At 73.3% G+C, this 23,198-nt stretch carries 16 protein-coding genes; 5 read left to right on the top strand and 11 right to left on the bottom strand.

The features are described 5' to 3' along the window. Window positions 1-14: 14 nt before the first annotated feature. From K8Z49_RS22465 to K8Z49_RS22445, 5 genes are all read left to right on the top strand, one after another. Entirely contained in the window at window positions 15-311 is a 297-nt protein-coding gene (locus K8Z49_RS22465; RefSeq protein WP_021596460.1) for a WXG100 family type VII secretion target, read from the top strand. Between the two features lie 101 nt (window positions 312-412). After that, window positions 413-1,012 carry a hypothetical protein gene (locus tag K8Z49_RS22460; RefSeq protein ID WP_021596459.1) on the top strand — a complete coding sequence of 200 codons (600 nt, stop codon included), beginning with the start codon at window positions 413-415 and terminating at the stop codon, window positions 1,010-1,012. Window positions 1,013-1,036: 24 nt separating this feature from the next. Then, a complete protein-coding gene (locus K8Z49_RS22455; RefSeq protein WP_024936305.1) occupies window positions 1,037-2,149 on the top strand; it encodes a hypothetical protein in 1,113 nt (370 codons plus the stop codon). 82 nt (window positions 2,150-2,231) lie between these two features. After that, the gene (mycP, locus tag K8Z49_RS22450) at window positions 2,232-3,533 is read left to right on the top strand and encodes a type VII secretion-associated serine protease mycosin (RefSeq protein ID WP_412520654.1); all 1,302 of its coding nucleotides are present in this window, start codon (window positions 2,232-2,234) and stop codon (window positions 3,531-3,533) included. A 4-nt stretch (window positions 3,534-3,537) separates the two neighbouring features. Continuing rightward, window positions 3,538-4,257: a sulfotransferase family protein gene (locus K8Z49_RS22445; RefSeq protein ID WP_412520652.1), complete on the top strand. Its 720-nt coding sequence runs from the start codon at window positions 3,538-3,540 to the stop codon at window positions 4,255-4,257. On the opposite strand, the gene K8Z49_RS22440 is transcribed toward K8Z49_RS22445, so the two are convergent. The 11 genes from K8Z49_RS22440 to K8Z49_RS22390 all read right to left on the bottom strand — a co-directional run bounded on the left by K8Z49_RS22440 (window position 4,254) and on the right by K8Z49_RS22390 (window position 23,196). Then, window positions 4,254-5,084 (bottom strand): hypothetical protein, encoded by an 831-nt coding sequence (locus K8Z49_RS22440; protein WP_412520650.1) that lies wholly within the window; start codon window positions 5,082-5,084, stop codon window positions 4,254-4,256. The two genes, K8Z49_RS22445 and K8Z49_RS22440, sit on opposite strands and share 4 nt — an antisense overlap. Window positions 5,085-5,178: 94 nt before the next feature. Further along, window positions 5,179-5,670 (bottom strand): hypothetical protein, encoded by a 492-nt coding sequence (locus tag K8Z49_RS22435; protein ID WP_021598004.1) that lies wholly within the window; start codon window positions 5,668-5,670, stop codon window positions 5,179-5,181. A 129-nt stretch (window positions 5,671-5,799) separates the two neighbouring features. Continuing rightward, a complete protein-coding gene (locus tag K8Z49_RS22430; RefSeq protein ID WP_021598003.1) occupies window positions 5,800-7,032 on the bottom strand; it encodes a hypothetical protein in 1,233 nt (410 codons plus the stop codon). A 14-nt stretch (window positions 7,033-7,046) separates the two neighbouring features. Continuing rightward, window positions 7,047-7,853, bottom strand: coding sequence for a hypothetical protein (locus tag K8Z49_RS22425; protein WP_412520648.1), 807 nt, complete (start codon window positions 7,851-7,853; stop codon window positions 7,047-7,049). A 40-nt stretch (window positions 7,854-7,893) separates the two neighbouring features. Further along, window positions 7,894-8,412, bottom strand: coding sequence for a hypothetical protein (locus tag K8Z49_RS22420; protein ID WP_024936303.1), 519 nt, complete (start codon window positions 8,410-8,412; stop codon window positions 7,894-7,896). 26 nt (window positions 8,413-8,438) lie between these two features. Continuing rightward, on the bottom strand, window positions 8,439-9,887 hold the full coding sequence (locus tag K8Z49_RS22415) for a glycohydrolase toxin TNT-related protein (protein ID WP_412520645.1): 1,449 nt from the start codon (window positions 9,885-9,887) through the stop codon (window positions 8,439-8,441). Continuing rightward, entirely contained in the window at window positions 9,884-10,831 is a 948-nt protein-coding gene (locus tag K8Z49_RS22410; RefSeq protein WP_075021430.1) for a hypothetical protein, read from the bottom strand. Before K8Z49_RS22410 ends, K8Z49_RS22415 begins: the two co-directional genes overlap by 4 nt. Then, window positions 10,831-11,247, bottom strand: coding sequence for a hypothetical protein (locus tag K8Z49_RS22405; protein WP_075021429.1), 417 nt, complete (start codon window positions 11,245-11,247; stop codon window positions 10,831-10,833). The genes K8Z49_RS22410 and K8Z49_RS22405 overlap by 1 nt, the downstream gene beginning before the upstream one ends. Window positions 11,248-11,256: 9 nt before the next feature. Then, a complete protein-coding gene (locus tag K8Z49_RS22400; protein ID WP_075021428.1) occupies window positions 11,257-12,111 on the bottom strand; it encodes a hypothetical protein in 855 nt (284 codons plus the stop codon). A gap of 34 nt (window positions 12,112-12,145) precedes the next feature. After that, window positions 12,146-16,954, bottom strand: coding sequence for an ADP-ribosyltransferase (locus K8Z49_RS22395; protein ID WP_412520642.1), 4,809 nt, complete (start codon window positions 16,952-16,954; stop codon window positions 12,146-12,148). Between the two features lie 653 nt (window positions 16,955-17,607). Next, complete coding sequence (locus K8Z49_RS22390; protein WP_412520640.1) at window positions 17,608-23,196, bottom strand: ADP-ribosyltransferase; 5,589 nt, start codon at window positions 23,194-23,196, stop codon at window positions 17,608-17,610. Between the last annotated feature and the right edge of the window lie 2 nt (window positions 23,197-23,198).

The following is a 23,198-nucleotide window of genomic DNA, read 5'->3' as shown; positions in this document are numbered from 1 at the left end:
AAAGGACTCCTACGGTGAGTGACAGCTACACACGGGCGAATTTCGGCGCGATGCAGCAGGCCCAGGCCGACTTCACGCTGGCCTACCGCGCCCTGGTCGACGAGCTCGACGACCTGGAGAAGAACCTCGAACAGCACCTCAGCCAGTGGGAGGGCGGTGCGCAGACCGCCTACTGGGACGCCAAGCGCCAGTGGGACACCGCCGCCGCCCACATCGGCCAGGTCCTGAACCAGCTCGGTGTCGTCATCGGCGACGCGCACAGCAACTACAGCGGTGCCGAGCGCGCGAACCAGAACATCTGGTCCGGCTGACCACGGCGCATGGCTTGGTCTACGTCGTGCAGGACCGCTGCCGGGCCTGCACGGCGTAGGCATGCCGGGGGACGAAGTGTGATTCGCCGGGAGGGCGAGCGATGACCGATTACAACCTGACTCCTGAGCAACTCGCGAAGGTCGAGTACACCTACACCGTCGGGGCCAACCAGTACAGTCCCGGCCAGACGGTGGAGGTCCACGGGCTGACCCAGCAGGAGTGGGACGATCTCCCCGAGTGGCGCCAGCGCGACCTGTACTACGAGTACAGCGCGGGTGCCGACGCGGGGAAGTGGGACGACCCGAAGAACGCCCTCCCGCGGGGGGAGACGCCCGACCGCAGCGAGTGGAACCTGAAGGCCGAGAAGGGCTACGAGGTCGATCCGGGGGAGCTCCGCCAGCTCGCCAAGGACATGAAGTACAAGCTCGACATCTGGAAGCGCAAGCTGAACAAGGTCGGCGCGACCTCGATCACCACGGCCGACTTCGGCGGCATCAAGGGCTCCGACAAGTTCGTCGAGCTGACGACCGCCAGCAAGAACGGCTTTCAGGAGTACATCACGGCCATCGAGACCGCCTACAACGGTGTGATCGGCAAGCTCAACGCGACGGCGGACCAGTACGAGAACGCCCACGGCAACACCGAGAACCGGGTGAACGGCGTCGATCCGACCGGCAGCGGCAACCCGAACCTCTCGTGATCAGCGTCCTGGAAGGAGGGACAGATGGGTAAGCGGAATCCCGAGTCGTACCCGATCCGGGACGGGATGGAGTTCGGGGCCTACACGTTCGGCGACCAGGACTTCGGCCAGATCAAGGAGCAGCTCAAGAAGCTCCGGCCCGAAGCCGTCGGTGACGCGTCGACCGCCTACAAGGACGCCTCGGACGTCCTCGCGGAGATGACCGGCGAACTGCGCAACAACTTCGCCAAGCGGATCGTCCAGCACTGGCAGGGCGACGTGGCGCAGGAGGCGCTCGACCAGCTCGGGCAGGTCTACGAGACCTCCGGCAAGCTGTCCGACGACAGCCACAACAACGCGCAGCTCTACAACTGGTACAAGACCAACATCCTCGACTGGTACAAGACGACCGGCGAGTCGATGGAGGACGGCTACGTCCACACCGGCGGCGACGACGACCGCGCCCGCGAGCTGATCGAGAAGTTCAGCCGGCGGATGAAGGAGGCCTTCGACGGCCACCCGCTCAAGATCACCAAGGACCTGCCGACCACCCTCGGTGACGGGCACGACAAGCCCCCGGGCGGTCCCGGTCCCGGCGGCGGGCCCGGTGGCCTTCCCGGCGGCGGCCCCGGTGGCTTCTCCGGCTCCGGTTCCGGGCTGCCGACCTCCGACCCCGCGGGCGCGTTCAAGCCGGGCGGCGGCCCCAGTCCTTTCGCGCCCGGTGCCGACAGCCCGTTCAACCCGGGCGGCGACGGCGGTCCGCACCTGCCCGGCGGCGGCCCCGGAGCCGGCGGCGCCGGCTTCGGCAGCCCGGGCACCGACCTGTCGAGCTTCCCGGGCGGCGGTCCGCCCGGCGGTGGCCCCGGCCTCGGCGGAGGTGGCGGCGGCTTCGGCGCCGACCCCGGCGGCTTCGGCGGCGCGGGCTCGGGCGGCGGTGCCGCGGGCGGCCCCGGCGGCGCCTTCGGCGGCGGCGGTGCCGGGATGGGCGCGGCCGGACGCGGCGCCGCGGCGGGCATGCGCGGCATGGGCGGCATGCCGATGGCGCCCGGCGCGGGCCAGGGCGGCAAGGACGAGGAGCGCGAGCGCAACACCTGGCTGACCGAGGACGAGGACGTGTGGGGAGCCGACGACGACACCGCTCCCCCGGTGATCGGCTGAACCCGCGAAGCGGCGCGGGCGGGCGGCGGAGGCTCCGGCCTCCGCCGCCCGGACGTGCGACGGACTAGGGAGTGTGCGACAGATGCGGTGGCTGCTTCGGACGGCGGCGGCGACGGCGGCGATCGGGCTGGCGGCCGCGCCGGTCGTTCCCGCACAGGCCGCCCCGGGCCCCAGGCCGGACCAGTGGTGGTTCGATTCCTGGAGCATCCAGAAGGAGGTCTGGCCCGTCACCAAGGGCAAGGGGGTGACGGTCGCCGTCATCGACACCGGCGTCAACGCGCAGCTCCCCGACCTGAAGCCCGTCGTGCTCCCCGGCACCGACCTGACCGGCAAGGGCGGCGACGGCCGGCAGGACACCGACGCCTACAAGCACGGCCACGGCACCGGCATGGCCAGCCTCATCGCCTCGCAGGGCACCAAGACCGGGTTCGTGGGCGTCGCCCCCGAGGCCAAGATCCTCCCGATCGCCGCCTCGGTCAGCGGCACGACCACGGGCAAGGCCGTGCGTTACGCCGTGGACCACGGGGCCAAGGTCATCAACATCTCGGAGGGCAGCGAGTCCGCCGCCATCTACCCGAACCAGTGCCCGCCGCAGCTGCTCGAAGCCGTCCAGTACGCGGCGGCGAAGGACGTCGTGATCGTGGCCTCCGCCGGCAACACGGGCGACAACGGCAACAAGCCCTCCTACCCGGCGTCGTGTCCGGGCGTGCTCGCCGTCGGCGCGCTGGGGCACGACGGCAAGCCGTGGAAGTCGACGCAGCGGCAGCCCTACGTGACGGTGGCCGCCCCGGGCACCGACGTCGGGTGGATCAACAAGGAGGGCCACGCCTACAACGCCGGTGAGGGCACCAGCCAGGCGTCCGCGCTGGCCGCCGGTGCCGCCGCTCTCCTCCGCAGCCGCAACCCGCGGATGCCGGCGCGGCAGGTCGTCCAGCGCCTCACCGCGACCGCGAAGGACTTCGGCCCGCCCGGCCGGGACAACCTCGTCGGGTACGGCGTCATCAGCATCCCGCGCGCTCTCAAGCAGAACGTGCCGTCCAACGCGCCGAACCCGGTGTACGAGCGGCTCGACAAGGTCGCGGGCGCGAAGAAGGCCGGTGCCACGAAGCCGGCCGCGGCCGAAGAGGACTCCGGCGGCTTCCCGATCCTGATCGTGGGCGGCGTCGTGGTCGTGCTGCTCGTCCTCGGCGGCGGCGCGTTCCTGTTCCTGCGCGGCCGCAAGAAGCCCGCCGCCCCGTCCGGTCCGATGGGGACGGGGCCGATGGCGCCGCCGCAGCCGTTCGGGGCACCGCAGAACGGTGCCCAGCCGTCGCCGTACCAGCCGGGCCCGCAGCAGCCGCGGCCGCCGGCGGGCGGTCCGCAGAACCCGCCTCCCGGCCGCTGAGCCGATGCGCAGGCTGACCGCACCGACGTTCATCCTCTCGTCGGTGCGGACGGGTTCGACGCTGCTGCGCGCCGTCCTGGGCGGGCACCCGGAGCTGCACGCCCCGCACGAGACACACCTGGGCGACATCACGGTGGGTTTCGAGTCCCGCCAGGTCGCCGCCTCGATGGAGCGGCTGGGGCACACGGAGCGCGAGCTGCGCTTCCTCCTCTGGGACGCGGTGCTCGCCGAGGAGCTCGCCCGCAGCGGCAAGCGCCACCTGGTCAACAAGTCGCCCAACGACGTGTTCATCCGCGACGAGATCGTGGACTGCTGGCCGGACGCCCGGTTCATCTTCCTGCTGCGCCACCCGTCGGCGATACTGCGTTCCTGGCACACGGCGCGGCCGTACTACTCCGAGGCCGACCGCATCGCCGACATCGTCCGGTACTGCGAGGCGGTCGAGGCCGCCCGCCAGGAGCTGCCGGGCCCGGCCGTGCGGTACGAGGACCTGATCGGCGACCCCGCGGGCACCGTCCGGGGGCTCTGCGGGTTCCTGGGCGTCGAGTATCAGGAGGACATGCTCGACTACGGGAAGGCGGGCACGGACTCGTTCGTCCCCGGCCTCGGCGACTGGATGGGGAAGATCCACTCGGGCCGCATCCAGCCGGACCTGCTCGTCCCGAAGGCCCCGCCGCCCGAGCTGAAGGACGTCTGCGTCGCGTGGGGCTACCCGCCCGGCTAGCGGCTCACGCAGTCCTTGCACGCCGCGAGCGTGCCCGCGATGCCCCGCGCGACCGCCTCCGCGCCGGCCCGCGCCTCCGCCTCGTCCAGCGGCGCCGTCTTGCCGGCCTTGGGTGCGCCGTCCACGCCGGCCGGCGACGTCGTCCCGCGGTACCGCACGCTGATCACCGCGTTGCGGAGCCGGACGGTCGCCGCGACGCTCCCTGACCGCCCGAGGGAGCCGGACAGCGTCAGGTGCTGGGCGAACGCCTGGTCGCCGATGCCCATGGTGACGGGGGCCTCGGCGTGCAGGGCCCCGGCCGCACCGTCGGCCGTCCCGGCCATGGACCGGGCCCCGCCCCACGCCGCGTCGTACTCGGACTTCGCGGGTTCCGTCCCGTCCAGATGCAGCCGCACCGCGACGTTGAGCCGATGCGACGTGAGCGTCTCGGCGCTTCCCGCCGCCCCCATCGGCTCAGCCCACTCGCACGCCTCGTACCGGGCGTCCGCCGAGTTCCGGGCCTCGCTCGGGACGGGCGGCTCGGAGTTCGGCACGTACCGTTCGAGGGTCTCCCCGGGCACCAGCGAACACGGCTCCGGCATCGACGTGAACCGCCCCGCCTCCGACTCCCCGGACGGCCCGCCCAGGGCCCAGAAGGCCCCGCCGCCCGCGACCAGGGCCAGCGCGACGGCGCCGAGGATCCACCGCCTGTGCGTGAGCCGGGACCATCGGCGCGCATCCCGGGGAGGCGGCGCGGGCGCCTCGGCGGCCTGCTCCTCGACCGGCCGCTCCGACCCGTCCAACTGCTGCTCCGGAGCGACGAACTCCGGGCGCGACCCCTCAGACAAGCTGCAAGCCCCAACCACCACTGCCGGACATTCCGCCGCGAGGCTAACACCTCCCGTGACGCTCCCGGTTCGGTGTCAGCGCTTGGGAGGGCGGCTAGGTGCCGTTTCCGGTGCGGCGGAGGGTCTCGTCCATCACTATCACGAATGCGAGGAAAAGGCGGGCGTCCGTATCGGGGATTCCCGGACGCAGGTCGATTCGCCAGGCCATATCGGGGCGTTGCGCGCCGAGGGCGATCGAGTGGCGGTGCAGGTCGGTCATGACATGGGTGTTCCGGTCGAAACGGATGTCGCCGATCGGCACCGATAAGGAGTCCTCGACCGTGAAGTCGCGGCCGCGTTTCCGGATGGTGCCGATGAGGGTTCCGGACGCGTCCTCGACCGGGACGTCCCGGACCGGCGTCTCGCGGGGCAAGACCGTGGTCAGGATCGGTGCGCCGTCCGGGCGCGCGAGCCGGACGCGGTCGCCGGCACCGAGGAAGAGGGCGCGCCACGACCCCCGGGGCTGCCGGATCTCGGCCAGGACCTCGCCGTTCCAGCCTCGGCACATGCCTTGGGAATAGAGGAACTCGCCGGTGCCGAACAGCATGTCACCGACCGCACGCTTCGCCGATTTCGGTCATCACATTCCTCGGTATGGGCGGGGACAATACGAGAGGTATGCGTGATCAACGGCTATACGTTAGCGGATGCCGGACCAGTTCCGGAATTCCGCCCTTTACACGGGCGGCGGCACGAGGATTCGGTGAAGGCGCAGCGTGCGTTTGGCCCGTTCATGTGCGGCCGCGTCCAGGAGCGGGAGCTGGGCGTTGTGGGCCCGGACGTGCTGGAGGAGGTCGGGCTCCGGGGCGACGCCGTGGTGCTCCAGATGGTGGGGGACGCCGCCGAACCAGATCCAGGTGCCGTCGGTCTGGTAGGTGTCGGGGACGCTTGAGGGCCGTGCCGGGTCGAAGCCGTCCGTGAGGTGCCGGCCGCTGTCGTAGACGACCGGGGCCTCGCGGAGGTAGCGCAGCACCGCCTCGCGTTCGGCGGCGTCCAGCGCGGGACGCTTGAGGACGTCCGGGTCGCCCGGAACCGGGTTGCCGGCCAGGCGCAGCGACTGCTCGTGGACGTCCGCGCGGTCGCGGAGGGCCTGGAGGTTCGGGGCCTCCCGCACGGCCGCGTCCGCGGGCACGGCGCCGGCGACCGGGTCGGCGGGCATGGCGCGTGCGCGGTCGAGGACGTCCGCGACCGGGACGTTCTCCGCGTACAGGTCGCGGAGGCGCTGCACCCAGGCGCCCATGGCGTCGCCACCGGGGGCGGCCGCGTCGGCGCGGGGGAGGAACAGGGCCGCGGCGCCGCCGGCCCAGAGGTAGCCGAGGACGAGGTCGCCCTCGACGACCGGCAGGTACCGGACGGGGCCGTCGGTGGTGAGGTCGTAGCCGGGCGGCAGCTCGAAGTGGAGCGGGCCCCAGCCCTCCGACCGGTCCATCGGCGTGCCGTCCGGGAACTCGCCGTGCCGGAAGGAGTCCCAGGAGTGGCGCTCGCCGCCGGGGTTGGCGAGCTCGGACAGGGCCCGCGTCCCGTCCGCGGTCTCTTCGGGCGCGCCGGCGGGGACGCCGCCGCCGCGGGGGTCCTCGGGGCGGCCGGCCCACTGCCGGATCGCCTCGCGGGAGGGCAGCCCCTGGGCGTGGGCGTCGCGGAGCCGCCGCGACCACACGGCCGGCGCCTCGAACGCCTGCTCCAGGAACTCGTTGCGGCGCACGAAGCCGGCGGACCTGTCGTCCATCCCGGCCCAGAGGTAGCCGATGTGCAGGCCGTTCAGCATCACCGGGAGGTGGACGACGGGTGTGCGGGTCGTGTGCGCGTACGACTGCGGGCGCGACGCCGCGAACCCGGGCGCCGGGGGGGCGCCCGGCGCGGGCGGCCCCTGCGGCCCCTGGGGGCCGCTCGGCGGAGGAACGTTGCTCATGTCGACTCCAGCGATCAGGACGAGCCGGTGATGGTCGCGACCGCGGCGGAGCGGACGTCGTCGGCGACGTCGGGCACCTCGAAGCCGCCCCGCCGGATGTGCTCGGCGAACTCGGGCTCCGGCGGGACGCCGTGGGCGCGCAGGTAGTAGCCGACGGCGCCGGGCCAGATCCAGGTGCCGTCGGTGTGGTAGGTCAGCGGGACGTTCCGTGCCTGCTCAGGGTCGAGGACGTCGCTGTCGTAGCTGCGGGCGGCCAGCACGATCGGGGCCCGCTCCAGGTAGCGCACCATCGCCTCCCGCTCGCCGCCGGGGACGTCCGGCCGCCGGACCTCGGGACGCCCGTCGGGCGCGGTGCCGTCGAAGGGCCGGGCGACGCGCATCTCCTGCCCGGAGCCGGCGTCCAGCCAGGCGGGGGTGTGCTCGGCGTCGCGCGGGAACCTGCGCTGCTCCTCCGCGGCCGCGTCCGGCGGCGGCGGGCTCTGCCATCGCGGCTCGCCGTCGCGGTCGTAGCGGACGTCGTAGGAGAACGGGAACGTCAGCGTGAAGGTGGCGGTGAACCAGGTGCCGAGGCCGGGGGTGTGCATTCCGGCGCGCAGCCGCTCGAACAGCTCGCCGAGCGCGGCGGGCACGTCGAACGGGGCGGGCAGGCCGGGGCCGGTGACCATGCTGACCTGCCCCAGGGTCTCGCTGTGCGAGCCGAGCGAGCGGTGCACCACCGTGCATTCGCCCCACCCGGGGGGCAGGCTGTGCGTCAGTGCCAGGGTGATCTGCTGGAGCAGGTCGTTCTGCTCGACGGGGTTCAGCGACCCGTTCTCGCTCACGACGTACCTCTTTCCGTGCGTCCGGGGGGCTGGCCGGGCGTCATCGGCCGCCGGCGCCCGCGGTCTGGCCGAGCCGCTCGCGCAGCCAGCCGGGGATGTGCTCGTCCGCGCGCGGGAACACCGCGAGGTCCCCGGCCCAGGTCTCGGGCGGGACGGGCGGGTCCCACCCCGGGTCGAAGTCACCGTTGAAGCTGATCCAGTACGCGCTCGGCGGGTCCATCATGAACCGCAGCCCGAACCAGGTGCCCTCGTCCGGCCGGTACATCATCGACCGCAGTTCGGCGGCGACGGGCATGCACTCGCGGGGCGGGTCGACGGCGGGGGAGCTCCCGTCCGGCATGATCACGGTCAGCCGGAGGTCGCCGACCCCGGCCAGCAGGAGGACCGTCAGGTCGATCCGCCGCCAGCCCGCGGGCGCGACCTCCAGCAGGGCCCGGCCGAGCCGCTGCGTCAGCTCCTCGTACCGCTGCCGGTCGTACGGCCGCGGCCCCTGCTGCGGAACCGGGGCCTCGGCGGGGGGCTGGTTCATCGCGTCGGTGCTCCTCTCCTCGTCGCGCAAGTCTATGGCTCCTGCCGGCGCCGGATTCACGGCTCTTCCTCGGTGTCCCAGTAGTCCCTGGGCGGGACGGGGGCGCCGCCGGGACCGCTGATCTCGACCAGATCACCGGACTCCAGATGGTCGATGATCGGGCCGGGAAGGGAGAAGGCCTGCCCCTGCTCGTCGGGCAGCCGTTTCGGGCCGCTTTCCCCGGGCCGGTGGAAGGTCTTCGCGCCCAGGTCGACGGGGGTGGCGGTGATGGGCCGCTGCACCCGGTAGACGCGATAGGAGTAATGGTCCGGGTCGCCCGGCAGCCGCCGTCTCTCGAATGGCGTGCCGAGGGTGAACAGGAGGCCCGAGCTGACCGGTTCGGCGGTGTCCAATTCCATGCCGGCGTCCAGGACCACGTCCTCGGCGGGGGCCGGTGCCGGCGTTCTGGCTTCGGGAAGACCGCTCCGGACGTGCCATTCGAAGATCTGATGGGTGCTGACGAAGTCGCCCTGGGCGGGCACCGGGCCGGGATGGACGACGAAGTATCCGCCGTGCCTGTTGTCCAAGGGCGACAATGCGAGGTAGCGGCGGCCTCGGGTCGCGGCACCCTCGGGCCGTTCCGCGGCCATCGAACGCCGCACCTGACGGCTCCCGTTCTTGTCGTGCGCGGGAAGGGTCCAGGCGTCGACGCCCTTTTTCCGGTCGGTGACCCTGGAAAGGGCTCCGGCGCCCCTGAGAACCGAGGAGTTCACCTCCGCGCCGGCCTCGGCGAGCACCGCGCCCGCCGCGAACGCGACGGCGGCGACGGGGCCGGCGTAGGCGTGCTTCTCGACGCTTTCGCCGTTCTCCATCCGCACGGCCGCCCAGGCCGGGGGCGCGTGGACGATCGACCAGCATCCGTCGGCCAGGCGGCCCACCAGGAACCGGTCCGCGTCCTCGCGGGGCACGACGGCCAGCAGTCGCTCTCGCGCCGCCGTGAACAGCCCGTCGAGACCGTCGGGCAATGCCGATTCCAGGTCGTCCTGGGGAGAGAAGTCGTGGGGGTCGAAGCGGTCCACCGCGTCCTGGACGGAGGCCAGGGCCCCCATCCAGCGGGGGACGCGCCGCGCTTCCTGGGGGAACATCCGCAGCTCTTCGGAGGCGGCGAGCGGCGTGATCTCGTCCGCGAACGTGATCTCGTCGACGCTCCTGTAGCGGACCTCCCACGCGGGCGCGTCGTCGTCCGCGAGCGACGCCGCCTCTGGACGCGAGCGGACCGTGAGGTCCATCTCCAGCCACGTGCCGTCGCCGTCCTCGTACATGCGGGCGCGAAGGTGGCGCAGGAGGGGATAGATGCCCGACTGCGGGAGTCGCGCCTCGGCGGCGGTCATTCCGTCCGGGATGAAGGCCTGCTCGAACGACGAGCCCACGGCGCGGTAGGCGAATTTCAACGCCTTCGAGCCGTCGGGTGCGAGGCGGGCGAGAAGCGAGGCGATCTCGTTGAGCCGTTCGTCGTCCTGAGTCATGTGCGCCCCCGATAGATGCGCAGAGCCTCAGCCTTGGTGACCTGGATGATGTCCCCGGCGGCGACCAAGTCGGCGAGAGGACGCGGTAGAAGGTATCCCTGGCCCTTCGACGACGGCTCCTTTACACGCTGGAGCCCTTGCGGGGGAATGGTGGTCTCCTTGACGGGGAAACCCGGATACACAGTGATGGGGCGCTTGACGACGTAGAACCTGCGCTCGTTGTTGCGGCCCGTCCCGGAAAGCCCCCGGCGTTCGAAGGGCGTCTCCAGAGTGAACAGGTAGGGCTCGTCGGCCGGAGCGTAGCTGTCGAGGAGCGTGTTCTCCGGAAGCTCTTCACCGGTGCTCGCTCCGAAGTCACCCGGAAGGCGTGAATGGACGTGCGCCATGAAGAACTCGTGCCGGCCGATGAACAGCCCGCCATCTGGACGAGGCACCGGCCGAATCACCTGGTAGCCCTTGCGGTGCTCAAGCACCTGGTCGAGCACGATGCCGGAATCCCCGTAGCGGGCGCGCCCCTCGTCGAGCGACTTCTCTACGAGCCGCCGTCCGTCGTCTGTGAGCTGCCATTCAAGGCGCTTGCGGGCGTCGTCCCAGATGTCGCCGACAATGCCCTGCTCGCGTAGGAGATCCTCGTGCGTCGCGATGTTCTCGTCGACGGCCAGGCCCGCCGCCGCGTACGCGACCGCGTCCTGAGCCGACGCGAACGACGCCGTGTGGGACGCCGTTCCGTTCGCTCCGCGGGCGGCCACCCATTCCGCTTCCCCGCGCAACACCGACCAGCTTCCGGGTTCGAGCCGTCCGACCAGGAAACGCGACACCCGCCCGCCGACCAGGTCGCGCACGACCCGCCGGGCCCAGACGAACATCCAGGCGCTTTCCGGATAGAGCCGTCCGGTGAGTTCCCACTCGTCCTGCGGAAGCTCGGGAAGCGCTTCAGGGGCCATTACGATTCCCCGGGCGTTCCCTGGCGTCCCTGGGCGCGGAGTTCCGCCTCGAACAACTCGTGGGCGCGGAGGCGCAGCGTGTGGACGAGCGCCTTCTCGTCCGGCGTGAGGTCGCGCGCCTCCGCGCGGGACGCGTCCACCAGGCCGTTGATCGTCTCGTACAGCGCGTAGACCGGGCCGTCGCCGCGCAGCCTCCGGGCGCGGTACTCCTCGACCCGCTGGACGAACTCCGGCCGGTCGACCGTCTCGATGTCGGCGGTGGTGCCGAACCAGATCTTGTCCACGTACGACCGGTCGAGCTCGAACTCGCCGGTCCGCGGCGACAGCGCCCAGACGAACAACCCGCCGTCGGGCGCCTCGGCGAACGCGACAGGCTTTCCCTCGTACACGTAGTACTGCGGATACTTCTCAGCCACTTCGCTCCCTCACTGACGCGCGAGCTCGCGCAGCGCGTCGAGGCCCGGCAGCTCCTGCTCGGGCGCGTCCTGGCCGATGACCCCGGACAGCCTGTCCTCGGGCGCGAGCGCGCACCGGCGCAGCGCCTCCAGCGACGAGACGCCCTCCCGGTGGGCGTCGCTCAGCCGCATCTTCCACAGCCCGGCCGCGACCTCGCCCGCCGTTCCGGCCGGTTCCCTGCTCACGTATCCGGCGGCCTGGCCGTCCGCCGACGCCCACACGTAGCCGACGACCGTCCCCGCGAGGGTGACGGGCAGGGAGCGGACGGGCCCGGCGGCCTCCTCCGGGTAGGTCGGCGGCGGGGCGCTGAACAGCGGCCCGAACCCCTGCGACCGGTCGGCGGGCGTCCCGTCCTCGAACAGGCCGTCCTGGACGGACGGCCCCTCCGGCGCCGGGTACCCGGGCGCGACCACCTCGTGGAGGGCCTGCAGGCTCGGGGCCCGCCGCTCCTCCTCGTCCGCCGGGATGGCGCCGCCCACCTGGTCTTCGGCGGCGCCCTTCCACCGCCGGACGGCCTCGGCGGCCTGCATGTCCCGCGCGTACGCCTCGGCGAGCCGGTCCTCCCAGACGTCGGCGGCGTACATCTCCGCCTCGGAGACGTCGGGGACGAGGAGGAAACCGGCCGCCTGATGCCGGGGCGACCCCCACAGGCAGCCGATCCGGCGGCCGCGCAGCAGCACCCAGAAGTAGATCAGCGGCTCCCGCGTCCAGTGCGCGTACGACGGGGTCGACGGCGGCAGCTCGACGGCGTCCGGGAAGGCCGGAGGCGCCCCCGGCCTGCTCGGAGGAGCGCCCGGGTCCCACGGGGGAGGCAGGTCACTCATCTCGCGCGTCCCTTTCGCGTCGACGTCCGTCCCGTCATGGCGCTGACCTGGGCGGTCCTGGGGGAACGACCACCGCTTCTATATCGTAGGTCGGCCGCCGCCGCACGGTTCCGTCGCCGAGCGTGACCGTCTCGTAGCCGGTGTGGACGACGTTGGTGATCTGGTACCGGGTCCCGCGCGGCAGGATCAGCTCGCGCTGGTCGGGGAACGCGCTGCTCGACCCCATCCACAGGCCGCGGCTCCCCGGCGGCAGCACCAGGCGGACGCGGTTGCCGAACGACTGCCCGTCGACCTCGGCCGGGTCGCGTCCGAGCGACGTCGACATCGGCGCGCCCTCGGTCTGCACGGTGCCGAGCAGGTTGGCGACGGGGTCGCGGTCGCCCAGCGGCCGCCCGTCCCGTCCGAGCATGAAGTCCAGGCCGGACAGCCCGCGCACCGCCTGGACGGGCTCCGGCAGCGGCTGGTTCATCGCCTGGTCGATCTCGGCGATGCGCCGCCAGAACGCCTGCTCCGTCGGCTCCTCGCCGAGGTACTGGCGCAGCCACTGCCGCTCCTGGTGGTCGGCCCGGAGCTGTTCGAGCCGCGCCGTCACCGACGTCAGCGGCGGCGCGAGCAGCCGGTCGACGAGCTGCCGCTGGTGCGGGTCGAGGTCCGTCCGGCTCCGCAGCCGGACGATCTCCTCGATGCGCGTCGGCATCCGCCCGCCGTTCAGGTGGTGCAGCTGGTGGGCGGACCACTCCGACCACGCGAGCCGGTTGAGGTGGGCGCCGACGTCCGGGCCGCCCGGACGCAGGAACCGGTTGGGCATGGACTGCCGCGTGTACCACCACGCCGCCCGCCGCAGGTTCTCCGGCAGGTCGCGGAAGGCGTGCCCGAGCCGGCTCTCGCCGTACCGCTCGCCCTGCCGGTCGGTGTCGAACCGGTGGACGCCGTCGCGGTCCACCCGTCCCTCCGGCCGCAGCCAGTCCCGCAGCCCGCGGGCCTCGGCGTCCGGCGGCTCGGTGCCCGGGTCGCGCCGCCCGGCCCGTCCGGGCGCGTGGCCGTCGTCGCCGGCGAGGACGGTGCCGTCGGGACGGTGCACGTCCCAGCCGCCGTCCGGTGGCCAGGTGGGGCGCCGCCCGCCGTCCGGTCCGGGCCGCGCGGACGAGGCGAAGACGGTGCCGTCGGAGTCCGACCAGGCCAGGCCGCGCGGAGCCACCACCGGGACGCCGAGCCGCTGCGCGAGCCGGGCGGCGAAGTCGCCCTCGCCCGTCCGGCAGGACAGCAGCGTCACCTGGCGGCCGTTCCAGTCCGGGTCGTTGCGGATCAGCGCGGCCATGTCGTCCACGCTCAGCCGCCGCCCGTTCACCAGGACCCCGTCGCGGTCGCCGTGGCCGTCCACCGTGAACGTGTCCGGATCGGGCGTGACGCGCCGGGCGAGGTCGCGCATGGCGTGCTCGTCCGGCCCGAAGAACGACCGCCCGGCCGGGGTGCTCTCGCTGTCGCGGTAGATGTCGTGCAGGTGCGGCGGCAGGTCGGCGGGCACCGGGTCGGCGCCGTCGGCGTCGCTCCCGTCGTCGTGCACGGGGTCGGCCGCGTGCGGCTCCCGCACGTCGTGCGCGCCGCTCTCGGGCGTCGTCCCGTGCGGGGGCGCGTCGCCGGGCGAAGGCTCGGAGTACCAGCCGTACTTCGCCGCGACCTCCGGACGCGGAGCCGGCTCGGGACGGGGCGCGGGACCCTCCGCGGGCGCCTCCGCCGGGCTCGGCTCGGCGGTGCGGGCGCGCGGCGGCCCGCCGGCGAGCGCCTCGTCCAGGCCCTGCTGGAACCGGCCGACCACCTGCTGCTTGATCGACTCGTCGAGCGCGCGCTCCTCCGGGGTGAGGGCCCGGTTCTGGTCCTCCACCACGTTCGGCAGGTCCCGGCGCACCTCGTACAGGGAGTGCTCGTAGGCGGCCACGTCGTCGATCGACCGCAGGTGCAACCGCAGCTCGCCGATGTGCCCGTTCGGCATGCGGACCGTCATCTGGACGTCGCGGTAGCCGCTCGGCACCGGGTTCTGCATCCGGTCCTTGACGGACACGATTTCCACGCCGTGGTTCCGGGCGATCCGCTCGATGTCGCCGAGCGCCCGGTACAGGCCGTCCACGGAACGGAACTGGATGCGGGCGCCGAGCAGGTCGCTGAGCCGGCTCGGGTCCCCGTCGTAGTCGCCCATGATCTTGTCGAGGGCGCGGGTGCGGTCCTTGTCGCCGGGCCGCAGCTTGGGATCGGCGCCCATCTCCGCGAGCTCCGGATCGTGGACGAGGGCCCGCAGCGCCGCCTCGCTCTCGTGCTTGGCGTCGTAGAGGCCGTCCAGGTACTCGTTGAGGTACGGGTCGTCGCGGCCCAGCGCGGGATCGGCCCTGGACGGGTCGAAGCCGGGCTGATCCGGCGCCACCCGCGGGTCGCGGCTCTCGCCCTCGCGCCGGTTCTCCACCACCGAGCCGGCCAGCCGCTCGCTGGTCCGCTCCTGCTCCGGCGTGAGCGGGGTCGGCCGCGCCACCGGGCCGTCCTCGCCCAGGATCGCGTCCGCGCCGCGCTCGTTGACGTCGCGGACGGCCCCTTCGAGGATCCCGACCGCCTCGGGGTGGTTCAGCACGCTGTTCAGCGTCTTCGGGCGCGCGAGGAGCGAGTCGCGCAGGGACGACTCCACGTCGTTGAGGCCGTGCCCGGCGACGATCCGCGCCAGCTCGGGGTGGTGGGGCAGCGTGTCGCGCAGCTGCGTGCGCAGCTGGTCGCCGAGCGGCTCCCCGGCCCGGTCGAGCATGTCCCGGACCCGCGGGTCGTCGTGGACCTGCCGCATCACCTCGTCGGACGCCCGCCGCTCTGGCCCCGCGTCGTCCTGGCGGGGGCCGTCCTCCGGTCCGGGCCGGGACGCGGCGCCGTCCTCCGGCCCGGCCGAACGGGCCGCCGGAGCCGGGTCGTCCTGCGACCGCGCCGCCGGGTCCTGCCAGCCGAACGGGCGCACCGGGGTGCCGTCCGGCCTCGGGGGCGTCGCCGCCGGGGTGCCGAGCTGGTGCGGCGGCAGGTTGTAGAACGTCCGGTAGTGGACGGTCGTGGTCGGCGGGTCGGTGCCGAAGTCGGTCTGCGCCCACCGCGCGTGGATCACCTGCGGGGTGTACGCGATATCGCCGTCGGTGTTCCGGTTCGGCTCCGCGAAGAACTCGAACCGGTCGACCCGGATGTCGTTCGACGGATCCTGGTCGAGGAGCGCCAGGTGCTCCTCAAGCCCGTACCAGCTCTCCGGCCGCGTGACCTGGTGCTGGTTCTGGCCCTGGTTCTCCACCTCCCACTGCGGGAAGTAGTTGATGCGCTCCCGCGGGCCCTGCCCCTGGTGGCCGAAGATGTGCCCGCCGTTGAACGGCGTCCCGGGGTACTCCTTCCCCCCGATCTTCCCGACGTGCCCCTGCGCCCCGTAGCGGGCCCCGCCGCCCGTGTCGTAGTCGGGACGCCCGGTGGCCAGGTCCGTCTGGCCGTTGTCGTCGGTGTGGAAGAGGAACGTCCCGGGCGGGACCTCGTGATCCGGGCCCGGGGCGCGCTGCGGCGCGGTCGGGTCGGGGAGGCCGTCCCCGTCCTCGGGCGCCCGCTGGGCGCCGAGGTCGCCGCGGCGGACCGCGTCGACCGGGTCGAAGTCGGCCGGGTCAAGGCCGGCGAAACGGTCGCGGGGCTCGACCATGTAGCTGACGTTGGGCAGTGGGACCCCGTCGTTCTTGTGCTTGAGGACGCCGAGCTCGCTGTTGTAGTGGGCGGCGCCGTCCTCGTCGCCGAACCACGTCCGGACGTGCGTGATGTTGCCGTCGGCGTCCGTCCAGAAGATGCCGTGCAGGCGGGGCGGCGAGTGGTTGTCGTAGACCGCGATCCGCGCGTCGGGCTGCAGCGGCTGGTTCGCGCTGTAGGGCCCCTGCGCGGGGTCGTAGCCGTCCTGCGTCACGTGCTGCAGCGGCTCGCCGCCGGCGGTGTGGGTCGGCGGGTCGAACGGCGCCGCCGCCGGCGACCTGCCGTCGTCCCCGCCGACGAACACGTGCGGGTCGCCGTGACCGAAGTCGATCTGGTGGACGACGCCCGGCTCCGGCCGCGTCAGGTCGATGTTCTCGTTCGGGTTGCGCAGCGCGGCGGGCTCGCCCTCCGCCTGCGGGTTCGTGACGTGGGTGACCTGGCCGTCCGCGTTCGTGTAGACGACGGAACGGACGATCTGCCGCCCCTGCTCGTCCAGGACGGGATTGCCGTCGTCGTCCAGCGCCAGGATGCGGTGCCTGCCCTCGCGCGGCGGATAGCCCACCGTCGACGCGTGCTCGCCCGGCCTGAGCGCATGGTCCCGGGTGTCCGCGGGATCGACGCGCGGTGGATCCCACGGATGCTGCGTGGGGGAGCCGCGGGTCTCGTCACCGTCGCCCGCACGCGGCGCGTCCGACACCGGGTGCCCGGGTGCGTAGCCGTCGCGCCCCGCTGGGGCGACGTCGCCGTTCGGACGGTGGGTCTGCCACCCGCCGTTCGGCGGCAGGTCGGGCCGCGTCCGCCCGTCCTCGCCGGGACGGCCGGACGACGCGTACACGTTGCCGTCCGAGTCCGACCACGCCAGCCCGTTCGGCGCCGTGACCGGCACACCGAGCCGCTGCGCGAGCTGCGTGGCGAACTGCCCGTCGCCCGTCTCGCACGACAGCAGCATGACCTCGCGGCCGTTCCAGTTCGGGTCGTTGCGGATCAGGTCGGCGACGTCATCGACACTGAGCCGCCGCCCCCCGACCCGCATCCCGTCCGCGTCCCCGTGCCCATCGACGACGAACCGCTGCGGATCGGCCGGCACCCGCCCGGCAAGATCCCGCATGCCACCCTCGTCGGACCCATAGAAGGCGCGCCCTGCAGGAGTCTCCTGACTCCCCCGATAGACATCGTGCAGATGGTCGGGCAGCCCCGCGGGCGGCGCCTCCCCGGCGCCCTCCCCCTCGTGCGGCGCCGCCGGGTCATGAGGACCGCGCGCAGCAGGCTCATTCCCACCCCGAGCCGGGGTCTGACCGCTGGACACCGCGGCCTCGCCACCTCGCGCCGCAGGTTCGCCGCCGCTCCGCCCAGCACCCTCGTTGCCACCACGCGCCGCCGACTCGCCGCCCCCAAGGGCCGCGGTCTCGGTACGAGGTGCGACACCTCCGTCAGTACCGCGCGCAGCAGGGGCCGTCACCCCCGCGTGCACCGGACTCGCCGGGACCGGACGCCCCGTCGTCCGTACCGCGCATTGCAGGTTCACCACCACCACGCACACCAGACGCGGCCGGTTCGCTGGTGGTGCGCGCCGGGGTCGCACTGCCGTCACGCGCGCCAGGGTCGTTGCCAGGCGTTGGGTCAGTGCCGCCGTGCGCGGCGGGTTCGGTGCCGGGCGTGGCAGGTTCGTTGGTGGTGCGTGCCGCGGGTTGATCGTTGCCGGGGGCCGGGGTTTCGGTGCCGCCGCGTGCGGCCGGGTTGCCGCCGGGCGTGGCGGATTCGTCACCACGTGCGGCGGGGTCGGTGCCAGGTGTGGCGGGCTCGTTGCCGCCACGTGCGGCGGGGTCGTTTCCGTCGCGCGGCGGGGGCGACGGGTTGGTGCCCGTGCCTGGGTCCGGTGGTGGTGTGGATCGGAAGCGGGCCGGTGGGCCTGGGTGTGACGAGCCCGGGGTCGGGCGGGCCGGAGTGCGGTGGTGATGCCGGGGGAGTGCCGGATCCGGGTGCGGGGCCCGGGTTGGGCGGCGATCCGGCGTATCCGGTGTTGCCGGCGGGCGGGGTGGCGGACGTGCCGCTCGTGTTGAGCGGGCCGGGGTCCGGGGCGCCCGGCGGGATCACCGTGGCGCGGATCTCGACGATCGGGTTGCCGTCGGCGTCCCGGGCGCTGGTGTCCACACTCGTGATCTGGTACCTGGTGCCGCGCGGCAGGACCAGCTCTCGCTGATCCGGGTAGGCGCTGTTGCCGCCCATCCAGACGCCGTTGGAGCCCTCCGGCAGGTCCATGTGGATCCGGTAGCTGAACGGCTGGCCGTCGACGACGGCCGGATTCTGCCCGAGCGATGTCGACATGTACGCCGGCTCGGTCTGGATGGAGCCGATGAGCAGTTGAGCGTCGCGCGGACCGAGCGCCGTCCCGTCCGGGAGGCGCATGAAGCTCACGTCGTGCAGGCCGCGCTCGGTCTGCACCGGCTCCGGCAGGCGCTGGTTCAACGCCTGGTCGAGTTCGCCGATGCGGGCGTTGAACGCGTCCACCGTGGGCGTCCCGCCGAAGTAATCGTGCAGGAACGACCAGTAGCCCGCGTTCTGCCTGATCTGGTCGAGGCGGCCGTCCGGATCGCTGTCGTTCAGGACGTTGTTGATCAGGTCGCGCTGTTCCGGGCTGAGGTTCGGGTGGGACGACCAGCGCTGGAGGTCGTCCAGCGTCGGGAGGTTGGTCCCGTCGTTCATCCGGGCCAGCGCCCAGGCCCTGTTGAAATCGTTCTGGAAGTGGTTCAGGGCGCCGGGCAGGTCGGCGCCGGGCCGCAGGAACGCGTTCGGCATCGACTGGACCGTGTACTGGTACAGCGCGTTCTGCAGGTGCGGCGGCAGGTTGCGGAACGCCTCACCGAGCCGGTTGTCGCCGTACCACTGCCCTTCGGCGTCGCTGGTGAAGCGGCGCACCGGGTCGGGGTCCGCGGTGGTCCCGTCCGGGTTGGAGACCGTCCAGCCGGACGACTCGGGGTTGCCGCGCGCGTCGACGTCGACCGCACCCGTCGGCGCCGTGACGCGGACACCGAGGTTCTGCGCGAGGTCGGACGCGAACCGGCCGTCCCCGGTGTTGTTGGACAGCAGGAGCAGGTCGCGCCCGTTCCAGTTCGGGTCGCTGCGGATCAGCGCCGCGAGGTCCGTCGCGCTCATCGGCCGGTCACCGACGATCGGACCGTCGCTGTTGCCGTGCGCGTCTAGGACGAACCTGCCCGCGGGATCGGGCGGCACCATTCCCGCCGTGTTCCGCATGTGCGGCTCATCGGGACCGTAGAGGGCCCGCCCGGCCGGCGTGTCGGCACTGTTCCGCCAGGCGTCGTGCAGATGCCCCGGCAGTCCCGGCGGCGGCTCGTCACCACGCGTCGGCTGCCCGTCGGAGGACCGTCCGTCATCGCCTTCGCGAGGCTGCCCATCCCGCGCCCGAGGCTGCCCTTCGCCATCGCGCGACTGCCCGTCGTCCGTACGCGGCTGCTCTTCGTGGGGCCGCGGCCGGGTCTCGTCGGTGCGCGGACGACCGTCGTCTGCCCGTGGCTGGCCGTCGTCCGTGCGCGGGCGCTCTTCGCCGGGACGCGGCTGTCCCTCCTCCGTCCGCGACTGACCATTGTCCGTGCGCGGCTGGTCATCGCCGGGACGGGGTTGGCCGTCGTCCGTGCGAGGTTGGTCGTCGCCGGGGCGGGGCTGAGCTTCGTCCGTACGGGGTTGGCCCTCGTCTGTGCGGGGTTGGCCGTCGTCTGTGCGGGGTTGGGCGTTGTCCGTGCGGGGCTGTTCTTCGCCCGTGCGCGGTTGGCCGTCGTCTGTGCGGGGTTGGCCGTCGTCTGTGCGGGGCTGGTCTTCGCCGGGGCGGAGTTGGCCGTTGTCGGAGCGCGGCTGGTCGTCGCCTGGGCGTGGTTGGCTCTCGACCGAGGGTGGTGGGGTCTCGCCCGAGCTGGGCTGGTTCTCGTTGGGGGTCGGCTGGGAGGTGCCCTCGGGGGTGTTCCCACCGTCCGGGGTCTGGGACGGAGTGTTTCCGTCGCCGCTGGACGAGCCGTCCGGGGCGGGCGTGCTGGTACCGTTCGCGCCGAGGTGGCGGTCCATGACCTGGCCGATGGCCTGGGCCAGGGCGCGAGGGTTCTCGGCGAGGCGGTACTCGGTGAACGCCTCCGCCATCATCTCGTGCGAGTCGTTGGAGCCGTAGGTGGAGAGGGCGTTCTCGACGCGCTGCTGCGTTGCGGCGTCGTGCGGCTGGGTCGCGTCGTACGGGACGCCGATGGCGTTGGACACGGCGCGGTTCAGGTCCGCGAGCATCTGCGGGTTGTCGAGGAGCTGCTGGGCCAGGTGGTGCCCGAACTCGTGGGTGAAGACGCCTTCGGCGGAGCCGCCGCCGGGCACGGTGAACCCGGTCGCCTCCTCGTCCGCGCCGTCCTCGGCCCGCGCCGCGTTGTCGGAGAAGGCCTCCTCGCTGATGTAGATGCCCGGGCTGCTGTCCTGGGGGGTCGCGTAGGCGAGGACGTCGCCGTTGTTCGGTCCGAGCGACTGGTTGAAGTCCTGCGAGCCGATGTGGGAGAGCCCCTGCATCGTGCTCGGGTAGTCCGCGCCGAGCCGCTGGACGGCGTTGTTGATCTCCCCCACCGTGGCCGGGTCGATCGGGTTGGAGCTGAAGTCCACGGTGGGCGCGTCGTCGCCGAACGGGGCGAGGGCGTCCCGCGTCTGCTGCTCGGCGTCCGCGAGGTCCTGCGACTTGTCCGCCGAGCCGTCCTCGGGCGTGCCGTCGCCGGGCGTGCTGCCGTCGTCCGGCGTGCCGTCGTCGGCCGCCTCCTTCTTGTGCGGTCCGTCCTGGTCCTGCTGGGACGGGCCGTCCTGCGCCGGAGGCTGCTCGTTGCGGACGACGCCCTGGTCGTCCACGTTCTCGATCGGCGGCGGCTTCGGCTGCGCGCCGGGGTCCGCGGGCTTGTACGGCCGGGACTCCTGCCTGTGCTGGGACGTCTCCGGCCGGGGCCCGCTCCCGGAGGCCGGGGTCTCGGCCGGGCGGGACGGGGACGACGAAGACGTGGGCGTCCTGCCCGAGCCGCCGCCGGGGGACGTGCCACCGCCGGACGGCGGGCGGACTCCGCCCGCCGACGCCGTCCCCGCCGGGCCGCCCATCGTGCCCATCGGCATCATCGGAATGCCCGCGACGAAGCCCGTCGAGCCGCCCGAGTCGCTCTCGGGACTCGGCATGGCGTCCTGGGCCTCGGTGGAGCCGTCGGTACTGCGCGGGTTCGGGTCCGCGGCGGTGTTCGTCCCCTCGTCGCCCGGGGTGGGGCGGGAGGGGGTGCTGCCGGACGCCGGGTCGCCGCCTTCGGGTGTGCGCGAGCCGCCGCCGGACGCTGAGTCGCCGCCGTCAGGCGTGCGCGGGCCGCCGCCGGGCGTGGAGGAACCGCTGCCGCCTGGGGTGGCGGTGTTCCCGCCACCGGGCGGGGGTGCCGCAGCCCCGGTGGGCGTGGCCGTGCCGCCATCGGCGGTGTTGGAACCGCCATCGGGGGCCGTCCCGGAAGGTGGCGGCGCGGAGCTCGGGGTCTCGCTTCCCGGCGTCGACGTGCCGGGGGGAGGTGTCGACGAACCATCGCCTGGCGTGGGCGTGCTGCCGCCGGGTGTGGAGGTGCCGTCGCCTGGTGTGGACGTGCCGGGGTGAGGCGTTGAGGCGCCGTCGGACGAGCCCGAGTGCGGGGGCGTGCTGTGGGAGGCCGGGGATGAGCCTCCGCCTTGCTGGGAGCCGCCGTCGCCGGGTGTGCCCGAGCCGCCGCGCGTTCCGGAGCCGCCGCCGCTCGAACCGCCGCTGCCCGAAGACGAGGACGAGGAAGACGAGCCGCTTCCCGAGGACGATGAAGACGACGACGAGCCGCTTCCGCTACTCGAAGACGACGAGGACGATCCTCCGCTTGATGACGAGCCGCCGCCCGAGGACGAGCCTCCTCCGCCGGAAGGCGCGCCGCCGCCTGCTGGGGCACCGCCTCCCATCGGGGCGGCTCCACCCATGGGGGCCGCGCCGCCGGGGGCCATGGCGCCGCCCGAAGGCCCTCCGGTGGGGCCGGCGCCGGACGGGGAAGAACCGCCGAAACCGGACGGGTTGCCGCCGAGGCCGCCGCCCGAACCGCCCGGGGCCCCGCCTCCACCGCCGTCGCCGCCGGTGGAGGCCAGCGACGAACCGCCGCCGCCACCGCCCGTGTCGCCGAGCAGTGTGGCGATGCGGTTACCGCCGCCACCGCCGCCGTCTCCTCCGCCGCCGGAGTGGGAGCCGCCTCCGCCGCCTCCGCCCCCGCCACCGCCGGGGTTCGAGCCGCCTCCGCCGCCGCCTCCGCCGCCGCCGTCGTTCCCGCCGGGCGGCGTAGGAGACGGGGACGGGGACGGGGAGTTGCTCGGGCTCGGCGAGGGCGTCGGGTCGGTGGGACTGGGGGTCGGCGGGTCGCCGCCGGGGAGGGAGGAGCGGTAGTCGTTGAGCCCGTCCTTGCCGCCGCCGACGGCACCGCCGAACGCGCCCGACGTGGCGCCCTTGGCGATGGCGTCCCAGGTCAGCGGGTCGCCGTGGACGGCGGCGGTGGCGACGGTGCCGGCCACGCCGCTGACGGCCTCGGCCGCGCCGTCGCGCACCATGCCCCGGACCATGCCGCTCATCGCGCTGTCGGCCGGGCCGTTCAGGCCGGGGATCTTGCCGAAGCCGTGCCCGATGCCGCCGGAGATGGCGCCGCCGATCGCGCCGTCCAGGAGGGCCGAGCCGGTCTTCTTCCAGTCGACGCCGTCGCGGTTGCCCTGCGCGATCTGCACGCCCTGGACGAGCAGGTCGAGCCCGCCGCCCTCCAGGGCGCCGAACGCCGCGCCGCGCAGGATGGCGCCGAGGAGCCGCTGGCTGAGCCACTCCAGCAGCCGCTGGAAGATCGTTCTGGACGCGACCTGGGCCCCGGCCTCCACGGCGGGGATGGCGGCGGTGGAGGCGCCGAACGTCGCGAACGCGGCCGCGATCAGGTACGCGATCTCGATCGCCGTGACGATCAGCAGCGCGATGAACATGTACTTCGCGTACTCGATGTCCAGCGCGCCGCCGTCCAGCATCTCGGCGAGCTGCCCGCACGACTCGGCGAGCTTCGTCAGGATCTGCGGGTCGGTGGAGACCCACTGATCCCACTTCTGGCTGAACGCGTCCGCGGCGCCGCTGTCGAGCGCGGTGCGCACGTCGGACGCCGTCTGGTTGAGATCCTCGATCAGCTCGTTGATCTCGGTGCCGGCGGTGGTCCACGCCTCGGCGCAGCGGCGCATCGCCGTCTCGTCGCCCTCAGGCCAGTCGGACCCGATGATCCAGGACAGCCATTGGACCGGTTCTGGGATTTCAAGACCCACGG

The organism is Actinomadura madurae (genome assembly GCF_047130825.1).
Lineage (GTDB): Bacteria > Actinomycetota > Actinomycetes > Streptosporangiales > Streptosporangiaceae > Spirillospora > Spirillospora madurae.
Note: the sequence above shows the minus strand (reverse complement) of the source record. Positions and strands in the feature narration are given on the sequence as shown.